Source organism: Paraburkholderia sp. BR10923 (assembly GCF_040948765.1).
Classification (GTDB): Bacteria; Pseudomonadota; Gammaproteobacteria; order Burkholderiales; family Burkholderiaceae; genus Paraburkholderia; species Paraburkholderia youngii.
Window position 1 is genome coordinate 112,985 of record NZ_JBFPKO010000015.1, and the last position, 18,627, is coordinate 131,611.

Consider the following 18,627-nt stretch of genomic DNA (forward strand, 5'->3'; position numbering starts at 1 on the left):
CAACAAGAACCACAAGGACCCCCGCCGATGCTTTGGGTAAAGACGTTTCACATCGTGTTGATTGCCTCCTGGTTTGCCGGCCTGTTCTATCTGCCGCGCATCTTCGTCAATCTGGCGATGGAAACGGAACCCGCCGCGACGGCGCGTCTTCTGCTGATGGCGCGCAAGCTGTTCCGCTTCATGAGCTTCATCGCGATGCCCGCGATCGCGTGCGGCTTGTGGTTGTGGCTCGTGATCGGCATCGGCAGCGGGCAGGGCTGGATTCACGCGAAGGTCGGCGTGGTCGTGCTGCTCGTCATCTATCACGCGTATTGCGGCGTGCTGCTGCGCAGGTTCGAGCGCGGCGAAAATCGCCGCTCGGACAAGTGGTATCGGATGTTCAACGAGTTGCCGGTGCTCGGTATGCTCGCGGCGGTCGCGCTGGTGGTCATCAAGCCGTTCTGAGCGGCTGACGGCGTTAAGCTGGGCGCTGGAAAAGACAAAGGGCGGTGTGCCGGTTGAATGGCACACCGCCCTTTTTCGTTATGCCCGTCGTTCCACTCTTATCGGAGCGGATTACCCCTGTGAGTCCACCCGCCGCCGGTGTATCACTTCCTTCGTCTGCGCGAGCTTCTCCACCAGTTCGGGCCCGCGGCTCAGCGCGACGCCGACCGCCAGAATGTCGCCGATCGCCAGATGCGACACGCGCGAGGTCATCGGCGAAAAGATGTCGGTGTCTTCGTCGACGTTAGCGAAGAGTCCCACGGTCGCGAGCCGGGCGAGCGGCGAGTTGCCGTGCGTGATCGCGATCACCTTCGCGCCCGCGTTCAGCGCGGCCCTCGCGGCATCGATGATGTCGCGCGTGCGGCCCGTGTTGGAAATCGCGACGACCACGTCCCCGGGCCCGAGCAGCGCGGCCGACATCAGAAACGTGTGTGGGTCCGAATACGCGACGCTCGGCATGCCGAGCCGGAAGAACTTGTGCTGCACGTCGAGCGCGGCGATGCCCGAGCCGCCCGCGCCATAGAACTCGATGCGCTTCGCCTGCGCGAGCATGTCGATCGCCGCCGCGACGCTATCCGACGACAGATTGTTGCGCACCTGAATCAGCGCGCCGATGGTCCGGTCGAGCACTTTCGCGGCGACGCCCGGCGTCGGCTCGTCGGGCCGCACGTCGCGATAGACGGCGGGCACTTCGCTGGCGATGCCTTGCGCAAGCCGGATCTTGAATTCGCGAAAGCCGGAAAAACCGAGCGCGTGACAGAAGCGCGCGATCGTCGGCTGACTCACGCCGGCGCGCGCGGCGACCTCGGTCATCGACAGATCGAGCACCTCGCGCGGTGCCTCGATCACATAATCGGCCAGCTTGCGCTCGGACGGGCGCAGCTGATCACGCATCTCTTCCACCTGGGACAGCATCATCGGAAAACTCGCACTATGCTGAAGAACGTGTGGACTATATCCGATTGGTCGTTGGCGCACAAAAGCTATGTACAAAAACTACATATCGGCGCGTAAGTGTATTCCCTGGGTTTCGGCTGCAAAGCGCCGAGACGCCGCCAATTGGGCGACTCGGCGATTCTCGCGATGCGGCACCGCAACAGCGGTCGTATTTGCGATCATGTAGTTTTTCTACTAATATGGCGTGGTTCGATATCACAACCCCGCGATACCGCCTGGTGTCATGCGTGCGCCTGCCGCCAGCGACGAAGGAGCTCCGATGGTTTCCCCGCATTCGCAATTGTTGAAGGTCACGCAACGCGTGATCGAGCGCAGCAAGCCCACGCGTGAAGCGTATCTGGCCCGCATCCAGCATGCGCAGGGGCGCTTTCCGGCACGCGGCGCGTTGTCGTGCGCGAACCTCGCCCACGGTTTCGCCGGTCTCGAAGGCAACGACAAGCTCGTGATCAAGCAGATCCGCGAGCCGAACATCGGCATCGTGTCGTCGTACAACGAGATGCTGTCGGCGCACGCGCCGTACAAAAACTACCCGGACATCATCAAACAGGCCGCGCGCGAAAACGGCGGCGTCGCGCAATTCGCGGGCGGCGTGCCGGCGATGTGCGACGGCATCACGCAGGGCAACGCGGGCATGGAGCTGTCGCTGTTCTCGCGCGAAGTGATCGCGATGAGCACGGCCGTCGCGCTCACCCACAACATGTTCGACGCCGCGCTGTGCCTCGGCATTTGCGACAAGATCGTGCCGGGCCTGCTGATCGGCGCGCTGCAATTCGGCCATCTGCCGACCATCTTCGTGCCGGCCGGTCCGATGACGAGCGGCCTGTCCAACGACGACAAAGCCAAGACGCGCCAGCAGTTCGCGACCGGCCAGTGCGGCCGCGACGCGCTGCTCGAAGCGGAAGCGGCCGCATATCACAGCCACGGCACCTGCACGTTCTATGGCACCGCGAACAGCAACCAGATGCTGATGGAAGTGATGGGCCTGCATCTGCCGGGCTCGGCCTTCGTGCATCCGCACACGCCGCTGCGCGACGCGCTGACGGCCCAGGCCGCGCGCCGCGTGCTCGACCTGACGGTCGAGCGCGGCCAATACATGCCGATCGGCCATGTGATCGACGAGAAGGCGATCGTCAACGGCATCGTCGCGCTGCTGGCAACCGGCGGCTCGACCAATCACACGCTGCACCTCGTCGCGATCGCGCGCGCGGCCGGCATCGTGATCGACTGGGACGACTTCGACACGCTGTCGCAGGCGGTGCCGCTGCTCGCGAAGATCTATCCGAACGGCAAGGCCGACGTGAACCACTTCCACGCGGCGGGCGGCGTCGCGTTCCTCGTGCGCAATCTGCTCCAAGGCGGTCTGCTGCATGAAGACGTCAACACCGTCGCGGGCAAGGGCCTGAAGCGCTACACCGAGGAGCCCAAGCTGCTCGACGGCAAACTGCAATGGGTCGCGGGCGTCGAGGCGAGCGCGGATACCGCGGTGCTGCGCGGCATCCAGGAGCCATTCCAGCCGGACGGCGGCCTGCGTCTGATGCAGGGCAAGCTCGGCCGCGGCGTGATCAAGATCTCGGCGGTCGCGGCGCAGCATCGCAAGGTGAAGGCGCCGGCAGTCGTGTTCGATTCGCAGGAAGCGGTGCAGGAAGCATTCGACAAGGGCGAGCTCAAGCGCGACTTCATCGCGGTGGTGCGCTTCCAGGGCGCCCGTGCAAACGGCATGCCCGAGTTACATCGTTTGACGCCGCTGCTCGGTGTGTTGCAGGATCAGGGTTTCCATGTCGCTTTGGTGACCGACGGCCGTATGTCGGGCGCGTCGGGCAAGGTGCCGGCGGTCATTCATGTGTCGCCGGAAGCGTTGCTGCAAGGCCCGCTCGGCAAGGTCCGCACGGGCGACACGCTGGTCATCGACGCCGAAGCGGGCGTGCTCGACATCGAGATCGACGCAGCCGAATGGGCCGCGCGTCCGAACGCCGAGCCGCTGCATCAGGCGGACAACGAAGCCGGCTTCGGCCGCGAGCTGTTCGGCGTGTTCCGTGCGGCGGCGGCACCTGCGGAGCAAGGCGCGTCGGTGTTCGGCAAGCTGATCGGCGAGGGCGGCGCGCTCGACGGCCAGCACGGCCACGGCAGCCACCACAAGCACGGCGACAAGCACGCCCATCAATCGAGCAGCCATCACACGAGCACCGCGCAAGCCGGCGCGGCGCTGCAGAAACAAGGAGTCTGACTATGACGTCGAAAACAGTAAGCGATATCGTGCGCCTCGGCCCGGTGATTCCGGTGCTCGCGTTCGACACGGTCGAACAGGGCGAACACGTGTCGCGCGCGTTGCATGCGGGCGGAGTGAAGGTGCTCGAAATCACGCTGCGCACACCGGCGGGCCTCGGCGCGATCGAGCGTGCGTGCGAGCTCGCCGACGACATCGTGGTCGGTGTCGGCACGATCACGAAGCCCGAACATTGCGCCCAGGCGAAGAAGGCGGGCGCACAGTTCGGCGTGTCGCCGGGTCTGACCAATGACATGCACCAGGCCGCGCAGGATGTGGGTCTGCCGCTGCTGCCCGGCGTGATGACCCCGTCGGACATCATCCTCGCGCTCGAGCTCGGCTACGAGATCGTCAAGTTCTTCCCCGCGCAGCAGGCCGGCGGCGTGCCGATGCTGCAGGCATTCCACGGTCCGTTCCCGGCGCTGAAGTTCTGCCCGACCGGCGGCATCACGCCAGAAAGCGCACCGCACTTCCTGTCGCTGCCGAACGTGGTCTGCGTCGGCGGTTCGTGGCTCACGCCGAAGGCCGCGCTCGCCGCGCAGAACTGGGATGAGGTGACGCGCCTTGCGCGCGCCGCGAGCCAGTTGGCGGCGCCCGCACACTAAGCCCCACGACTCACCAGCGCATCGGTTGACTGAGCCGGGCCCAGGAGTCTCGTCGATACAGCCGCATCAGGCTGTCGCGCCGAGACTCTTTTTTGCTTGATATGCGTGCTGGATTTGCGCGCGTTTTTGAAACAAACAGTAAAATTCAGCGTCCGCGCGGCCAGCCGGGTTTTCAGGCATCGCGCAGGTTGCCGTGAGACGAAGTGCCGGCCGCATCCGCACTCTGAAATCAATAAACCAAAGGAGGGGCTTCATGGAATCTGCCCACGGAAGCATGTTGCTGGTCTACGCGTTGATCGCGATCGCGTTGCTGATCTTCATGATCACGCGCCTGAAGGTCTATCCGTTTCTCGTTCTTATCATCGTGTCGTTGCTGCTGGGCCTCGTGGCCGGCATGCCGATGCAGACCATCGTCAAATCGTTCGAAACGGGTAACGGCAACACGCTCGGGCACATTGCCATCGTCGTCGGTCTCGGCACGATGCTCGGCAAGATGATGGCCGAATCGGGCGGCGCCGAGCGCGTCGCGACCACGCTGATCAACTGGTTCGGTGAGAAACACATTCACTGGGCGATGATGGTCGTCGCGATCATCGTCGGTTTGCCGGTGTTCTTCGAAGTCGGTTTCGTGCTGCTGATTCCGATCGCGTTCAACGTCGCCAAGCGCACCAACAAATCGCTGCTGCTGGTCGGCCTGCCGATGGTCGCGGGTCTGTCCGTCGTGCATGGGCTGATTCCGCCGCACCCGGCCGCGCTGCTCGCCGTGCAGGCGTATCACGCGGACATCGGCAAGACGATCGCCTATGGTCTGATCGTCGGCATCCCCTGCGCGATCGTCGCCGGTCCGCTGTTCGCGCTGCTGGTGAGCCGGCATATCCAGTTGCCGAAGGAAAATCCGCTTGCCGCGCAGTTTCTCAGTCACGACGCGAATAACGGCAACGGCGTGGCAACCAACACACCGAAGCGCGAACTGCCGGGCTTCGGCATCACGCTGGCCACGATCCTGTTGCCGGTGGTTCTGATGCTGGTCGGCAGCTGGGCCGACCTGGTGTTCGAACCGAAGACGCTGCCGAACGATCTGCTGCGCTTCTTCGGCAACACCGACGTCGCGCTGCTGACGGCCGTGCTGGTCAGCTTCTGGACCTTCGGCGCGAGCCGCGGCTTTAACCGCGAGCAGATCCAGAAGTTCTGCGGCGAGTGTTTGGCGCCGATCGCGGGTATTACACTGATCGTCGGTGCGGGCGGTGGTTTTGGCCGCGTGCTGTTGGATAGCGGCATTTCGAAGGAAATCACCAACGTTGCGACCGCGGTGCATCTGTCGCCGCTGCTGTTCGGCTGGATCGTCGCGGCGATGATCCGTCTCGCGACCGGTTCGGCCACCGTTGCGATGACGACCGCCTGCGGCATCGTCGCGCCGATCGCGGCGGCGGGCGCGGTGCAAGTGAAGCCGGAACTGATGGTGCTCGCGACCGGCTCGGGCTCGCTGATCTTCTCGCACGTGAACGACGGCGGCTTCTGGCTGATCAAGGAATATTTCGGCATGACGGTGGTGCAGACCTTCAAGACCTGGTCGCTCCTCGAAACCATCATTTCGATAATGGGGCTGGCCCTGACCTTCGCACTCGCGGCGGTCCTGTAAGGAGTTTCAAATGATTCTGATCGCAATGGGCGTGTCGGGCGCGGGCAAGTCTCTGATTGGCGAAATGCTGGCGGCGCGTCTGCATTGCACGTTCACCGACGGCGACGCGTTCCATAGCGCGGCGAACAAGGAGAAGATGCACCACGGCATTCCGCTCACCGACGAAGACCGCTGGCCGTGGCTGAAGACGATCCGCGCAGCGATCGAGGAAAAGCAGAAGGCGGGCGAGACGGCGGTGTTCACGTGTTCGTCGCTGAAGCGCTCGTATCGCGACATTCTGCGTGCCGGCGACAAAGACGTGTGCTTCGTCTACCTGAAGGGTTCGCGCGAGGTGCTCTCGGAGCGTCTCGGGCATCGCACCGGGCACTTCTTCGATCCGTCGCTGCTGCAAAGCCAGCTCGATACGCTCGAGGAGCCGGGTGACGATGAAGCGATCACGGTCAGCATCGATCTGACGCCGGAGCAGATCGTCGACGAGGCGCTCAGGCAGCTCGAAGCGCGCTGAGTCTTTGATTCCCCGCGTTCCAGTTTCGAACGCGGGACGAAAAAAAGCCGCTCCTCGGAGCGGCTTTTTCTATGAGCCGAAGCTGGACCAGCCGATCAGGCGATCCGCTTCGCCAGGTCGACGGCCTTGCCGATGTACGAGCCGGGCGTCATTTCGAGCAGACGGTCCTTCGCGTCCTGCGGAATCGCCAGGCCGCCGATGAAGCTCTGCAGCGCCTCGCGCGTGATGCCCTTGCCGCGCGTGAGTTCCTTCAGCTGCTCGTACGGATTCTCGATGCCGTAACGGCGCATCACCGTTTGCACCGGCTCGGCCAGCACTTCCCAGCAGTTGTCGAGGTCTTCGTTCAGACGTTGTGCGTTCACTTCGAGCTTGTCGAGGCCGCGGATCAGCGAGTCGTACGCGAGCAGCGAGTAGCCGAAGGCGACGCCGATGTTGCGCAGCACCGTCGAGTCGGTCAGGTCGCGCTGCCAGCGCGACACCGGCAGCTTGTCGGCGAGATGGCGTAGCGTCGCGTTCGCGAGGCCGAGGTTGCCTTCGGAGTTTTCGAAGTCGATCGGGTTGACCTTGTGCGGCATCGTCGACGAGCCGATTTCCCCAGCCTTGGTGCGCTGCTTGAAGTAGCCGAGCGAGATGTAGCCCCACACGTCACGGTCGAGATCCAGCAGGATCGTGTTTGCGCGCGAGATCGCATCGAACAGCTCGGCCATGTAGTCGTGCGGCTCGATCTGGATCGTGTACGGATTGAAGGTGAGCTTCAGGCGATTCTCGACGACGTCCTTCGAGAACGCTTCCCAGTCGAACTCCGGATACGCGGACAGGTGCGCGTTGAAGTTGCCGACCGCGCCGTTCATCTTGCCGAGCAGCTCGACCTTGGCGATACGCTCGATCGCGCGTGCGAGACGCGCGGCGACGTTGGCGATTTCCTTGCCGAGCGTGGTCGGGCTGGCCGGCTGGCCGTGCGTGCGCGACAGCATCGGCTGGGCGGCTTGCGCATGCGCGAGCGCGATGAGGCGTTGATGCACCGAGCGCAGCGCCGGCAGGATCACGTGTTCGCGCGCGCCGGCGAGCATCAGGCCGTGCGACGTGTTGTTGATGTCTTCCGACGTGCACGCGAAGTGAATGAACTCGCTCGCGCGCTCCAGTTCTTCCTGACCCTTCACCGACTCCTTCAGCCAGTATTCGACGGCCTTCACGTCGTGGTTCGTCACGCGCTCGATTTCCTTGATGCGCGCGGCGTCGTGCGCGGTGAAGCGCTCGGCCAATTGCAGCAGGAACTGCTCGGACGCCTCGGAGAAGCGCGGCACTTCGGCGAAGCCGGCGCGCGAGAGCGCGATCAGCCAGTGGATTTCGACCGTCACGCGATTGCGCATGAAGGCGGCTTCCGAGAGCCAGTCGCGCAGGGCTTCGGTTTTGGCGGCATAGCGGCCGTCGAGCGGGGAGAGCGCGTTCAGCGCGAACAGGGTGTCGGGGCGGGTGTCGGACATGATGAGGACCGGGTTGAGGCGCAGGTTGAGGCGCGGGTTAAGGCACTGAGCGCTCAGCGAGCGGATCGGAAACGGAGGGAACCGTGGATTTTACCACTGTGATGCGATGCGCCCGTCCGGATGCGTCGGCCGCACTTCGCGCCGCTAGAATGCAGACTTCTTCCCTCTCGCAGGCAAACGCACTCGCATGGAACTGAAATGGCTCGAAGACTTCATTTCGCTCGCGGAAACACGTAGCTTCAGCCGCTCGGCCGAACTGCGCCACGTCACCCAGCCGGCTTTCTCGCGCCGCATCCAGGCGCTCGAAGCGTGGCTCGGCACGGAACTGATCGACCGTTCTGTTTATCCGACGCGGCTCACGGCGGCCGGGCAGGTGTTCAACGAGCAGGCGCTCGCGATGCTGTCGCAATTCCACGAGGCGCGCGCGCTGCTGCGCGGCCACACGGCGACGCCGCAGGCGACGATCGAGTTCGCGGTCCCGCACACGCTGTCGCTGACTTACTTTCCGCGCTGGCTGCAGCGCATCGAGGCGCAGATGGGCCCGATCCACACGCGGCTGCGCGCGCTGAACGTGCACGATGCGGCGCTGTCGCTGGTCGAAGGCGGCTGCGATCTGATGATGGGCTACCACCATCCGAGCCACCCGGTCGCGCTCGATCCGGCGCGCTACGACATGCTGACGCTCGGCCACGAGCCGATCAGCCCGTTCTCGGCGCCGGCCCGCGCGGGCCGTCCGCGTCACACGCTGCCTGGCTCGGCCGGCGCGCCAGCGCCGTATCTGTCGTACACGCCGAACGCGTACCTCGGGCGCATGACCGAGGTGATTCTCGCGAACGCGCCGGAGCGCCTGTACCTCGACCGGCTCTACGAAACCGACATGGCAGAGGGGCTGAAAGCGATGGCGCTCGCGGGTCACGGCATCGCGTTTCTGCCGCATAGCGCGGTCGAAGATGCGGTGGCCGAAGGCCGGCTGATCCGCCTCGATCGCGCGACGCGCGGCACACCCGAAGGGCAGCTGACGCTCAGCATGGAGATTCGCCTGTACCGCGACAAGCTCGCCGCGAAAAGCGACGACGCGCGCCAGATCCTCGTGCGGCAGTTGTGGGACGTGGTGTCGGAGGAACTCCGGCAAAGCGCCGCCTGAAACGCGGCATAAAACTGAAGCTCGAACCTGCGTCGCCGCGACGCGAATTTGCGGCTTTCGGAACGTTATGCAAGAAAAACATAACCGGATAAGGAAACGGCATTGGATTTCAATACGGCGTTTTTCCACAATGCCCGTACTCGATCAAACGCCGGAGCGTTCATGTCATCCCAGCAACAAGCCGCAGAATCGGCACAAGCCGCCTCAACGTTGCAGTCCGTTCCCTCCTACCTCAACAAAGAAGATCTCGGCCCCTGGGGCAACTACTTGCGCCAGGTCGACCGCGTCGCGCCCTACCTCGGCTCGCTGTCCCGCTGGCTCGAAACCCTGAAGCGCCCGAAGCGCATTCTCGTCGTCGACGTGCCCATCGAACTCGATAACGGCACGGTCGCGCACTTCGAGGGCTATCGCGTGCAGCACAACGTGTCGCGCGGTCCGGGCAAGGGCGGTGTACGTTATCACCAGGACGTTACGCTCTCCGAAGTGATGGCGCTGTCCGCGTGGATGTCGGTGAAGAACGCGGCGGTGAACGTGCCGTACGGCGGCGCGAAAGGCGGCATCCGCGTCGATCCGCGCACGCTGTCGCGCGGCGAGCTCGAGCGTGTGACGCGCCGCTACACGAGCGAGATCGGCATCATCATCGGACCGAATACCGACATCCCCGCGCCGGACGTCAACACGAACGAGCAGATCATGGCGTGGATGATGGACACGTACTCGATGAATCAGGGGCAGACGGCCACCGGCGTCGTGACCGGCAAGCCGATCACGCTCGGCGGCTCGCTCGGCCGCCGCGAGGCGACCGGCCGCGGCGTGTTCGTGGTGGGCTGCGAAGCGGCTCGCCGCATCGGTTTCGATATCGAAGGCGCGCGTATTGCGGTGCAGGGCTTCGGCAACGTCGGCGGCATCGCCGCGCGTCTGTTCCAGGAAGCGGGCGCGAAGGTCGTCGCGGTGCAGGACCACACCGGCTCGGTGTACAAGTCCACCGGCATCGACGCGGTCGCGCTGCTCGACTACGTCGCGAAGAAGGGCGGCGTCGGCGGATTCCCTGAAGCCGACGCGATCACCGCTGACGAGTTCTGGACCGTCGAATCGGACATCCTGATTCCGGCGGCACTGGAAAACCAGATCACCGAAAAGAACGCAGGCAAGATCAAGACCAGGATCATCGTCGAGGGCGCGAACGGCCCGACCACCACGGCGGCCGACGACATCCTGCACGATCGCGGCATCCTCGTGATTCCGGACGTGGTCGCGAATGCGGGCGGTGTGACAGTGTCATATTTCGAATGGGTACAGGACTTTTCGAGCTTCTTCTGGACCGAGGACGAAATCAACGAGCGCCTCGAGCGCGTGATGCGCGAAGCGTTCGCGGCGGTGTGGCAGGTTTCGAGCGAGCAGAACGTGTCGGTGCGCACGGCGGCGTTCATCGTCGCGTGTAAGCGGATTTTGCAAGCGCGCGAGATGCGCGGCTTGTATCCCTGATGGACCCTGTCCTATCTTGTTGGAAGCGGCGGTGAGGCGGCCCGGTATCCGGGCCGGGAGGCGAAACCGTCGAAATTTTGTGCATCAGCGCGGTCCACAAGACGGCGTGTTTGACCGGCGGGCGGCATCCTATCGATGCCGCCCGCCTTCTCGTATGTGCGAAACGGCTGTGCGACCGCGCCGCGGGCCCATCGCGGCGTGCGCGCAACAGCATGGTTAATAGGAATACTTTCAGAAAAATTACTTTGTTACACTGGCGCCGGTTCTTGCCAAGGAGATCAAGATGAAGGTTAAAAAAGCTGCACTGTTGCTCGCCACTCTCGGATTGTTTACGGTTGGCGCGCATGCGCAAGACTCGGGGACGCTGAAAAAGATCAAGGATACCGGCGTCATTTCGCTGGGCCATCGGGAGTCGTCGATTCCGTTCTCGTATTACGACGACAAGCAGAACGTGATCGGCTACTCGCAGGATTACGCGATGAAGATCGTCGAGGCCGTCAAGCAGAAGCTGAACATGCCGAACCTGAAGGTGAAGCTCGTGCCGGTCACGTCGCAGAACCGTATTCCGCTCGTGCAGAACGGCACGGTCGACATCGAGTGCGGCTCCACCACGAACAACCTCGAGCGCCAGCAACAGGCTGCCTTCACGAACACGATCTTCGTGATCGGCACGCGGTTGATGACCAAGAAAGATTCCGGTATCAAGGACTTCCCGGACCTGAAGGGCAAGACGGTCGTGACGACCGCCGGCACCACGTCCGAGCGCCTGCTTCGCAAGATGAACCAGGACAAGAGCATGGGCATGAACATCATCAGCGCGAAGGATCACGGCGAGTCGTTCCTGACGCTGTCGACGGGCCGTGCCGCCGCGTTCATGATGGACGACGCGCTGCTCGCCGGCGAGCGCGCCAAGTCGAGCAACCCGAACGATTTCGTGATCGTCGGCACGCCGCAATCGCGTGAGGCTTACGGCTGCATGCTGCGCAAGAACGACGCCGACTTCAAGAAGGTCGCCGACGACGCGATCGCGAAGGTTCAATTGTCGAGCGAAGGCGAAACGATCTACAAGCGCTGGTTCGAATCGCCGATCCCGCCGAAGGGCCTGAACCTGAACTTCCCGATGAGCGACGACATGCGTGCGCTGTTCAAGAATCCGAACGACAAGGCAATCGACTAAACCCTAGCTGCTTTTTCGACACTTTCGAAACGCTGAACGGAACGGAAGGGGCCACGCGCTTCTTCCGTTTCTTTTTGCCGGAGTCTTGGTCATGTCATATCACTGGAACTGGGGCATTCTGCTGAGTCCCGTCTCCACGGGCGAGCCGACCACCTACCTGGGCTGGCTGCTCTCGGGGCTGTGGGTGACGGTCACCGTGTCGCTGTCGGCATGGGTGATCGCGCTGATCGTCGGCTCGCTGTTCGGTGTGCTGCGCACGGTGCCGAACAAATGGGCGTCGGGCGTCGGCACCGTCTACGTCGCGATTTTCCGTAACATTCCGCTGATCGTGCAGTTCTTCATCTGGTATCTGGTGATACCGGAGCTGCTGCCCGTGTCGATCGGCACCTGGTTCAAGCAATTGCCGCCGAGCGCGCAGTTCTTCTCGGCGTCGATCGTGTGTCTGGGCCTCTTCACCGCCGCGCGGGTGTGCGAGCAGGTGCGCTCGGGCATCAACGCGTTGCCGCGCGGCCAGCGCGCGGCCGGTCTCGCGGTGGGCTTCACGCAATGGCAGACGTATCGCTACGTGCTGCTGCCGGTCGCGTACCGGATCATCGTGCCGCCGCTCACCTCCGAGTTTCTGAACATCTTCAAGAACTCAGCGGTTGCCTCGACGATCGGTCTGCTCGATCTGTCCGCGCAGGCGCGTCAGCTGGTCGACTACACGTCGCAAACTTACGAGTCGTTCATCGCCGTCACGGTCGCATACATGCTGATCAACGTGATCGTGATGCTACTGATGCGCTGGGTCGAAGCGAAGTCCCGGCTGCCCGGCTATATCGGAGGCAAGTGATGCATCATTTCGACTGGAGCGGTATTCCGGGTGCACTGCCTACGCTGTGGACCGGCGCGATCATCACGTTCAAGATCACGCTCGTCGCGATCGTGTTCGGCATCATCTGGGGCACCATTCTCGCGATGTTTCGACTGTCGTCGGTCAAGCCTCTCGCATGGTTCGCGCAGGGCTACGTGACGCTGTTCCGTTCGATCCCGCTCGTGATGGTGCTGCTGTGGTTCTTCCTGATCGTGCCGCAGGTGCTGCAAAGCGTGCTCGGTCTGTCGGCCGACATCGACATCCGGCTCGCCTCGGCGATGGTCGCGTTCTCGCTGTTCGAGGCTGCGTACTATTCGGAGATCATCCGCGCCGGCATTCAGGCGGTGCCGCGCGGCCAGGTCAACGCGGCGTTCGCGCTCGGCATGACCTATGGGCAGGCAATGCGTCTGATCGTGCTGCCGCAGGCGTTTCGCGCGATGGTGCCGCTGCTGCTCACGCAAGGGATCGTGCTGTTTCAGGATACATCGCTCGTGTACGTGATCAGCCTTGCCGACTTCTTCCGCACGGCCACGAATATTGGCGATCGTGACGGCACGAATGTCGAGATGGTACTGTTCGCGGGTGCGGTTTATTTCGTGATCTGCGTGATCGCGTCGAGCCTCGTCAAAGGTCTTCAGAAAAAGGTCGCAAGATGATCTCTATCAAGAATGTTTCGAAGTGGTACGGCCATTTCCAGGTGCTGACCGACTGCACGACGGAAGTCAAGAAGGGCGAAGTGGTCGTGGTGTGCGGGCCGTCCGGCTCGGGCAAGTCCACGCTGATCAAGACCGTCAACGGCCTCGAGCCGTTCCAGAAGGGCGAGATCGTCATCAACGGTCAGTCGCTGACCGACAAGAAAACCAATCTGTCGAAGCTGCGCTCGAAGGTCGGCATGGTGTTCCAGCACTTCGAGCTGTTCCCGCATCTGTCTATCGTGCAGAACCTGACGCTCGCGCAGGTCAAGGTGCTCGGCCGCTCGAACGACGAGGCGACCGCGAAGGGCCTCAAGCTGCTCGATCGCGTCGGTCTGCGCGCGCATGCGGACAAGTATCCGGGGCAGCTGTCCGGTGGTCAGCAGCAGCGTGTGGCGATTGCGCGAGCGCTGTCCATGGACCCGATCGCGATGCTGTTCGACGAGCCGACTTCGGCGCTCGACCCGGAGATGATCAACGAAGTGCTCGACGTGATGGTCGAACTCGCGCAGGAAGGCATGACGATGATGTGCGTGACGCACGAAATGGGCTTTGCGAAGAAGGTCGCGCATCGCGTGATTTTCATGGACAAGGGCTTGATCGTCGAAGACGACCGCAAGGAAGACTTTTTCGCGAATCCGAAGTCGGATCGCGCGAAGGATTTTCTCGCGAAGATTCTGCACTGAGCTTCGCTGCGCGGGCCTCGTTGCCGAGGCTTGTGTGGGGATGAGAAAAAGCCGCTCCGTGGAGCGGCTTTTTGTTGCCTGGCTGAGGGCGACGTCAGCGGTTCATGACTCGAACGCCGCCGCATCATCCGCGGCTTCGAGATCGGTTTCGCTGTCGGGCGAAAGCGTGGTTCCGCGCGTGCTCACCGGCTGCGCGCCGTTCGACGCCGCGATCGTCGTCGCCGATGCGGATGCATCGAGGGCCGGATTGCGCAGCTTTTCGAGCACCGAGTCCGGCACCGGGATATTGGCCTGGCCGATCACTTCGCCATGCCGGAACATCAGCAGATCGCCGGGCTTGAACGCGGTCCACACTTCGTTGTCGGTCAGCGGCTTGGTCGCGATGACGGCGACGCGGTCTTCGGGTGTCGTGTATTTGGCGAAGTCGATCGATACGTCCGCGTCGACCAGATGCGCGGTCGAAAACGGCCAGTGACGCACGAGGTAATGCAGATGCGTCGAGCAATGCGCAAACAGCGCCTGGCCGTTCGACATCAGGAAATTGAACACGCCGTATTGCGTGATTTCACGCGTGAGCGCCTCGAGCGCGCCGAACAGCTCGTCAAGCGGCGGCTGCTGCGTGCCCGGAAAAGCCTTGCGCAAACCTTGCAGCAGCGCGCAGAACGAGAGTTCGCTGTCGGTCGTGCCGACCGGCTGATACACGCCGTTCAACTCCGGCGCGTAGCCCTGCAGATCGCCGTTATGCGCGAAGATCCAGTGACGTCCCCACAGTTCGCGCATGAACGGGTGGCAGTTTTCGAGCAGGATGTGCCCTTGCGTCGCCTTGCGGATGTGCGCGATCGTGTTTTTCGATTTGATCGGGTAGCGCTTGACCATCTCGGCGATCGGCGAGGTGGCCGACGATTGATGATCGATGAACAGGCGGCAGGCCTTGTCTTCAAAGAAGGCGATGCCCCAGCCGTCGGCGTGGTGATCGGTGACGCCGCCGCGCGCCGCAAAGCCGGTAAAGGAAAACGTGACGTCCGTCGGCGCGGCGCAGTTCATTCCGAGAAGTTGGCACATGTTGCAGGTGAGCCTGTGAACGGAGCGAGCCGTTACAATGATGATTTTCCAAGCATATCACCGAGCCGGAGACGCCAAATAGCAAAATTGACACGTGTTTGGGCCGCTACAACGCGGTTTGACCGGTCGATCAGCGAGGCGCGCGAAGTCTCGTATTCCTGCCATGACTGCTTCCAACGTTTCCCCCGATTCCGTCACGCTGGTCCGCCCGGACGACTGGCACCTGCACGTGCGCGACGGCGCGATGCTCGCGGCCGTGCTGCCTGACACCGCGCGCCAGTTCGGCCGCGCGATCATCATGCCGAACCTGAAGCCGCCGGTCACGACGACCGGGATGGCGAGGGCGTATCGCGAGCGCATCATCGCCGCGATTCCCGAGGGCGCGAAATTCGAGCCGCTGATGACGCTGTACCTGACCGACAACACGCCGCCCGACGAAATCCGCCGCGCGCGCGAGAGCGGCTTCGTGCACGGCGTGAAGCTCTATCCGGCGGGCGCGACGACGAACTCCGACGCGGGCGTCACCGATCTGATGAAGTGCGCGAATACGCTGGAAGTGATGCAGGAAGTCGGCATGCCGCTGCTCGTGCACGGCGAGGTGACGGATTCGGACATCGATCTGTTCGACCGCGAGAAGGTCTTCATCGATCGCGTGATGATGCCGCTGCGCCGGGCGTTTCCGGCGCTGAAGGTCGTGTTCGAGCACATCACGACGAAGGACGCGGCAGACTACGTCCGCGAGGCGGGCGTCGCGCCGGAACTGCTAGGAGCTACGATTACCGCGCACCATCTGCTGTACAACCGCAATGCGATTTTCCAGGGCGGCATCCGTCCGCATTACTACTGCCTGCCCGTGCTCAAGCGCGAGACGCATCGCGTCGCGCTGGTCGAGGCCGCGACCTCGGGCGATCCGCGTTTCTTCCTCGGCACCGACAGCGCGCCGCATCCGAAGGGACTGAAGGAGCACGCGTGCGGCTGCGCGGGCTGCTACACCGCGCTGCACGCGCTCGAGCTCTACACCGAGGCATTCGACAAGGCCGGCGCGCTCGACAAGCTCGAAGGCTTCGCGAGCTTTCACGGGCCGGACTTCTATCGTCTGCCGCGCAATACGGAGAAGATCACGCTGCGTCGTGAGGAATGGACGCTGCCGGCCGAGCTGCCGGCTGGTGATACGCCGGTCGTGCCGCTGCGCGGCGGCGAATCGATTGGCTGGCGTCTCGTTTGAGGCTACGGCAGATGCCCGAGCGTGAGGCGGGGCAGCGCACTGCCAATATTGATGTGGCGGCGAACGCGGGCTTCGCGCTAGCGCATGAAGCCGCGGCCAAAGCTGCGCGCGGCATGGCAACCGAGCCTGTGCCAGCAGGCTTCGCCGCAATCGACTGGTCGGCGCCGTGGTTCGCGCAATTCGCCGCACGCGGTCAGCGTTGGCAGCAAGCCGCGCTGACCGGCTACGCTGACCTGCTCGCCGCGATGAATGCCGACGCGGCCCAGATGCAACAGACCACCGGCCGCGGCCAGCGTCTCGCGTTTATCGCGCAGGACGATCTGCCACCGGGCGCCGCGTACGAGGGGCATATCGCGTCGACCGGTTGCGTGCCGACGCGCCACAATCTGCACGACTTCTTCAACGGTTCGATGTGGTTCGCCTTTCCGCGCATCAAGGCGGCGTTGAACGCGCGCCAGTCGGCGGAACTCGACGTGCGCGGCGTCGGCTCGACGCGTGGCGGCGTGCGCGACATGCTGACTCTGTTCGACGAAAATGCGCTGCTGTTCGCTTGCGCCGATCCTGCGCTGAGCGCCGCGCTACGTGGTTTCGACTGGCAAACGCTGTTCGTCGCACGGCGCGATGCATGGGGGCGCGCCTGCGAAGTACGTTGCTTCGGTCATGCGCTGCTGGAAAAGCTGATCGCGCCATTCAAGGGCTGCACCGGCCATGCGTGGATCGTCGACGTTCCGGCCGAATATTTCGATTGGGACACCCCGGCGCGCGACGCATGGCTCGATGAAGTGGTCAGCACGGCGGTGCTCGGCACCGACGCTTTGACGAGCCGCCTGTTCGCACCGCTGCCGGTGCTCGGCATTCCGGGCTGGTGGCCCGAGAACGAATCACCCGCGTTCTACGACGACACGACCGTGTTCCGAGCGGGGCGGCGCAACCGCTAGGCGCTTTTGCGTTCGGTGTTAAAATCCGCGCCAGCAAAGCAGGCCAGGCAGTCGCGGCCTCGACGGCTTCGGCCAACGAGGGCGAGGAAAGTCCGGACTCCACAGGGCAGGGTGATGGCTAACGGCCATCCGTGGCGACACGCGGAACAGGGCAACAGAAAGCAAACCGCCGATGGCCCGGCGCAAGCCGGGATCAGGTAAGGGTGAAACGGTGCGGTAAGAGCGCACCGCGGCTGTCGCAAGGCAGACCGGCACGGTAACCTCCACCCGGAGCAATTCCAAGTAGGCAGGCGCGCATCTTCGCGATGCAGGACGGGGCCCCCGTCTCGTCTGCGGGTAGGAAGCTTGAGCGCGTCAGTAATGGCGCGCCTAGAGGAATGGCTGCCACGCGCGTCGCGTCTCCGGACGCGGCGTGCGCACAGAATCCGGCTTATCGGCCTGCTTTGCCGCTGAATAAGAAAAGCCGGCGTCCGTTGGGACGCCGGCTTTTTCATTTGGGGGCGCGGATGCCGGCCGTGGCCGCCATCGCTACCGTGCTCAGAGCGCGACGATGTCGAACGAATGCGTGAGCTCGGCGGTCTTCGCGATCATGATCGACGCCGAACAGTATTTGTCGTGCGACAGATTGATTGCGCGCTCGACAGTCGCCGGATTCAGATTCTTGCCCGTCACCGTGAAGTGGAAGTGGATCTTCGTGAACACTTTCGGATCTTCGCTTGCGCGCTCGGCCTTCAGTGTCACCGAGCAGCCGGCGATCTCCTGGCGGCTCTTCTTCAGGATCATCACGACGTCGTAGGCGGTGCAGCCGCCGGTGCCGAGCAGCACCATTTCCATCGGACGCGGCGCGAGGTTGCGTCCGCCACCCTCGGGTGCGCCGTCCATCGCCACCAGATGACCGCTGCCCGTCTCGGCCGCGAACGCCATCCCGTCTTGTCCCATCCAGCTTACTTTGCATTCCATGCTGTCACTCCCACCGCGCATCGCTTTGTCGAGACGGCATTGTAGCCCGGTGTCTGACAATTAGCTCAGGCCGACCGCAGCCGGTGTCCATGCACACTGATTGCTTTCTTGCTGCGGTGCGGAATGGACCCGGCGATTTCCTGGTCCCACGCCCCGTTTAGGGGTTTTACTCTAGGGGATATCTGTTGCTGTTCGAATTATTCCACCCTTAGTGCTTGATCCAAAAGGAGTTTTTCCAAACGTTAGTCGCACACCGAGTATTCCACATGATGAAATCGCATTTCGCAATGCAAATGTTCTTGCGTTGCACAAGGGCCACTCTTATAATCCACCCATCGTTGCAGCAGTTCTGCAACCTCCGCTGTCTCCTCCACCTCCTCCTTTGGTGGATTAAACCCGAACCACTTGTTCGGGTTTTTTTTCGCCTGGCTTTGTCCGCCGTTTTGCCCCGATTTCGGACCGCTCATGG

Annotated in this window: 19 protein-coding genes and 1 other RNA gene; 14 read left to right on the forward strand and 6 right to left on the reverse strand. The window is 63.3% G+C overall.

The genetic code is table 11. The features are described 5' to 3' along the window. The first annotated feature begins 27 nt into the window (after positions 1 to 27). Positions 28 to 444 carry a CopD family protein gene (locus AB3X94_RS25490; protein WP_368613070.1) on the forward strand — a complete coding sequence of 139 codons (417 nt, stop codon included), beginning with the start codon at positions 28 to 30 and terminating at the stop codon, positions 442 to 444. Positions 445 to 555: 111 nt separating this feature from the next. On the opposite strand, the gene AB3X94_RS25495 is transcribed toward AB3X94_RS25490, so the two are convergent. Continuing rightward, positions 556 to 1,401: a MurR/RpiR family transcriptional regulator gene (locus AB3X94_RS25495; RefSeq protein ID WP_176121829.1), complete on the reverse strand. Its 846-nt coding sequence runs from the start codon at positions 1,399 to 1,401 to the stop codon at positions 556 to 558. 298 nt (positions 1,402 to 1,699) lie between these two features. Here AB3X94_RS25495 and edd point away from each other — a divergent pair, with 298 nt between their 5' ends. Both edd and eda read left to right on the forward strand, forming a co-directional pair. Next, positions 1,700 to 3,664, forward strand: a complete 1,965-nt coding sequence (gene edd / locus AB3X94_RS25500; RefSeq protein ID WP_176105067.1) for a phosphogluconate dehydratase — start codon at positions 1,700 to 1,702, stop codon at positions 3,662 to 3,664. Between the two features lie 2 nt (positions 3,665 to 3,666). Continuing rightward, positions 3,667 to 4,308 (forward strand): bifunctional 4-hydroxy-2-oxoglutarate aldolase/2-dehydro-3-deoxy-phosphogluconate aldolase, encoded by a 642-nt coding sequence (gene eda / locus AB3X94_RS25505; RefSeq protein WP_176105068.1) that lies wholly within the window; start codon positions 3,667 to 3,669, stop codon positions 4,306 to 4,308. Between the two features lie 66 nt (positions 4,309 to 4,374). On the opposite strand, the gene AB3X94_RS25510 is transcribed toward eda, so the two are convergent. After that, positions 4,375 to 4,563: a hypothetical protein gene (locus tag AB3X94_RS25510; protein WP_217709825.1), complete on the reverse strand. Its 189-nt coding sequence runs from the start codon at positions 4,561 to 4,563 to the stop codon at positions 4,375 to 4,377. Here AB3X94_RS25510 and AB3X94_RS25515 point away from each other — a divergent pair. Both AB3X94_RS25515 and AB3X94_RS25520 read left to right on the forward strand, forming a co-directional pair. Further along, a complete protein-coding gene (locus AB3X94_RS25515) occupies positions 4,562 to 5,947 on the forward strand; it encodes a GntP family permease (protein WP_176105069.1) in 1,386 nt (461 codons plus the stop codon). The genes AB3X94_RS25510 and AB3X94_RS25515 overlap by 2 nt on opposite strands. Before the next feature lie 10 nt (positions 5,948 to 5,957). Continuing rightward, complete coding sequence (locus AB3X94_RS25520; protein ID WP_176121826.1) at positions 5,958 to 6,452, forward strand: gluconokinase; 495 nt, start codon at positions 5,958 to 5,960, stop codon at positions 6,450 to 6,452. A 95-nt stretch (positions 6,453 to 6,547) separates the two neighbouring features. On the opposite strand, the gene purB is transcribed toward AB3X94_RS25520, so the two are convergent. Beyond that, positions 6,548 to 7,936, reverse strand: a complete 1,389-nt coding sequence (gene purB, locus AB3X94_RS25525) for an adenylosuccinate lyase (RefSeq protein ID WP_176105071.1) — start codon at positions 7,934 to 7,936, stop codon at positions 6,548 to 6,550. A 187-nt stretch (positions 7,937 to 8,123) separates the two neighbouring features. Here purB and AB3X94_RS25530 point away from each other — a divergent pair, with 187 nt between their 5' ends. The 6 genes from AB3X94_RS25530 (at position 8,124) to AB3X94_RS25555 (ending at position 13,973) form a co-directional block, all read left to right on the forward strand. Then, on the forward strand, positions 8,124 to 9,080 hold the full coding sequence (locus tag AB3X94_RS25530) for a LysR family transcriptional regulator (RefSeq protein ID WP_368613071.1): 957 nt from the start codon (positions 8,124 to 8,126) through the stop codon (positions 9,078 to 9,080). A 162-nt stretch (positions 9,081 to 9,242) separates the two neighbouring features. After that, on the forward strand, positions 9,243 to 10,565 hold the full coding sequence (locus tag AB3X94_RS25535; RefSeq protein WP_176121823.1) for a Glu/Leu/Phe/Val dehydrogenase: 1,323 nt from the start codon (positions 9,243 to 9,245) through the stop codon (positions 10,563 to 10,565). Between the two features lie 283 nt (positions 10,566 to 10,848). Then, entirely contained in the window at positions 10,849 to 11,742 is an 894-nt protein-coding gene (locus AB3X94_RS25540) for a glutamate/aspartate ABC transporter substrate-binding protein (RefSeq protein WP_176105074.1), read from the forward strand. 91 nt (positions 11,743 to 11,833) lie between these two features. Beyond that, positions 11,834 to 12,574 (forward strand): amino acid ABC transporter permease, encoded by a 741-nt coding sequence (locus AB3X94_RS25545; protein WP_176105075.1) that lies wholly within the window; start codon positions 11,834 to 11,836, stop codon positions 12,572 to 12,574. Then, a complete protein-coding gene (gltK, locus tag AB3X94_RS25550) occupies positions 12,574 to 13,251 on the forward strand; it encodes a glutamate/aspartate ABC transporter permease GltK (protein ID WP_176105076.1) in 678 nt (225 codons plus the stop codon). The genes AB3X94_RS25545 and gltK overlap by 1 nt, the downstream gene beginning before the upstream one ends. Further along, positions 13,248 to 13,973 carry an amino acid ABC transporter ATP-binding protein gene (locus tag AB3X94_RS25555; protein ID WP_176105077.1) on the forward strand — a complete coding sequence of 242 codons (726 nt, stop codon included), beginning with the start codon at positions 13,248 to 13,250 and terminating at the stop codon, positions 13,971 to 13,973. Before gltK ends, AB3X94_RS25555 begins: the two co-directional genes overlap by 4 nt. A gap of 102 nt (positions 13,974 to 14,075) precedes the next feature. Here AB3X94_RS25555 and AB3X94_RS25560 read toward each other — a convergent pair whose 3' ends face one another. Next, positions 14,076 to 15,035 (reverse strand): class II glutamine amidotransferase, encoded by a 960-nt coding sequence (locus AB3X94_RS25560; protein WP_176105078.1) that lies wholly within the window; start codon positions 15,033 to 15,035, stop codon positions 14,076 to 14,078. A 163-nt stretch (positions 15,036 to 15,198) separates the two neighbouring features. Between AB3X94_RS25560 and pyrC the strand changes: the two genes are divergently transcribed. The 3 genes from pyrC to rnpB all read left to right on the forward strand — a co-directional run bounded on the left by pyrC (position 15,199) and on the right by rnpB (position 17,647). After that, positions 15,199 to 16,260 carry a dihydroorotase gene (gene pyrC / locus AB3X94_RS25565; protein ID WP_176105079.1) on the forward strand — a complete coding sequence of 354 codons (1,062 nt, stop codon included), beginning with the start codon at positions 15,199 to 15,201 and terminating at the stop codon, positions 16,258 to 16,260. 11 nt (positions 16,261 to 16,271) lie between these two features. Continuing rightward, entirely contained in the window at positions 16,272 to 17,198 is a 927-nt protein-coding gene (locus AB3X94_RS25570; protein ID WP_176105080.1) for a DUF3025 domain-containing protein, read from the forward strand. 35 nt (positions 17,199 to 17,233) lie between these two features. Then, positions 17,234 to 17,647, forward strand: an RNA gene (gene rnpB / locus AB3X94_RS25575) — RNase P RNA component class A. An 88-nt stretch (positions 17,648 to 17,735) separates the two neighbouring features. Here the strand turns inward: rnpB and AB3X94_RS25580 are convergent. Together AB3X94_RS25580 and AB3X94_RS25585 are read right to left on the reverse strand one after the other, a co-directional pair. Beyond that, positions 17,736 to 18,158, reverse strand: coding sequence for an OsmC family protein (locus AB3X94_RS25580; protein WP_026226035.1), 423 nt, complete (start codon positions 18,156 to 18,158; stop codon positions 17,736 to 17,738). A gap of 242 nt (positions 18,159 to 18,400) precedes the next feature. Next, positions 18,401 to 18,625 (reverse strand): hypothetical protein, encoded by a 225-nt coding sequence (locus AB3X94_RS25585; protein ID WP_368613072.1) that lies wholly within the window; start codon positions 18,623 to 18,625, stop codon positions 18,401 to 18,403. Positions 18,626 to 18,627: the final 2 nt, after the last annotated feature.

Excerpts from the sequence above, each read along its gene's own strand:
- AB3X94_RS25555 (WP_176105077.1), top strand. The coding sequence starts at position 13,248 with ATGATCTCTATCAAGAATGTTTCGAAGTGGTACGGCCATTTCCAGGTG.
- pyrC (WP_176105079.1), top strand. The coding sequence starts at position 15,199 with ATGACTGCTTCCAACGTTTCCCCCGATTCCGTCACGCTGGTCCGCCCG.
- gltK (WP_176105076.1), top strand. The coding sequence starts at position 12,574 with ATGCATCATTTCGACTGGAGCGGTATTCCGGGTGCACTGCCTACGCTG.
- AB3X94_RS25560 (WP_176105078.1), bottom strand. The coding sequence starts at position 15,035 with ATGTGCCAACTTCTCGGAATGAACTGCGCCGCGCCGACGGACGTCACG.
- AB3X94_RS25540 (WP_176105074.1), top strand. The coding sequence starts at position 10,849 with ATGAAGGTTAAAAAAGCTGCACTGTTGCTCGCCACTCTCGGATTGTTT.
- eda (WP_176105068.1), top strand. The coding sequence starts at position 3,667 with ATGACGTCGAAAACAGTAAGCGATATCGTGCGCCTCGGCCCGGTGATT.
- AB3X94_RS25545 (WP_176105075.1), top strand. The coding sequence starts at position 11,834 with ATGTCATATCACTGGAACTGGGGCATTCTGCTGAGTCCCGTCTCCACG.
- AB3X94_RS25495 (WP_176121829.1), bottom strand. The coding sequence starts at position 1,401 with ATGATGCTGTCCCAGGTGGAAGAGATGCGTGATCAGCTGCGCCCGTCC.
- AB3X94_RS25520 (WP_176121826.1), top strand. The coding sequence starts at position 5,958 with ATGATTCTGATCGCAATGGGCGTGTCGGGCGCGGGCAAGTCTCTGATT.
- AB3X94_RS25570 (WP_176105080.1), top strand. The coding sequence starts at position 16,272 with ATGCCCGAGCGTGAGGCGGGGCAGCGCACTGCCAATATTGATGTGGCG.
- AB3X94_RS25515 (WP_176105069.1), top strand. The coding sequence starts at position 4,562 with ATGGAATCTGCCCACGGAAGCATGTTGCTGGTCTACGCGTTGATCGCG.
- AB3X94_RS25535 (WP_176121823.1), top strand. The coding sequence starts at position 9,243 with ATGTCATCCCAGCAACAAGCCGCAGAATCGGCACAAGCCGCCTCAACG.
- AB3X94_RS25510 (WP_217709825.1), bottom strand. The coding sequence starts at position 4,563 with ATGAAGCCCCTCCTTTGGTTTATTGATTTCAGAGTGCGGATGCGGCCG.
- AB3X94_RS25585 (WP_368613072.1), bottom strand. The coding sequence starts at position 18,625 with ATGAGCGGTCCGAAATCGGGGCAAAACGGCGGACAAAGCCAGGCGAAA.
- edd (WP_176105067.1), top strand. The coding sequence starts at position 1,700 with ATGGTTTCCCCGCATTCGCAATTGTTGAAGGTCACGCAACGCGTGATC.
- purB (WP_176105071.1), bottom strand. The coding sequence starts at position 7,936 with ATGTCCGACACCCGCCCCGACACCCTGTTCGCGCTGAACGCGCTCTCC.
- AB3X94_RS25490 (WP_368613070.1), top strand. The coding sequence starts at position 28 with ATGCTTTGGGTAAAGACGTTTCACATCGTGTTGATTGCCTCCTGGTTT.
- AB3X94_RS25530 (WP_368613071.1), top strand. The coding sequence starts at position 8,124 with ATGGAACTGAAATGGCTCGAAGACTTCATTTCGCTCGCGGAAACACGT.
- AB3X94_RS25580 (WP_026226035.1), bottom strand. The coding sequence starts at position 18,158 with ATGGAATGCAAAGTAAGCTGGATGGGACAAGACGGGATGGCGTTCGCG.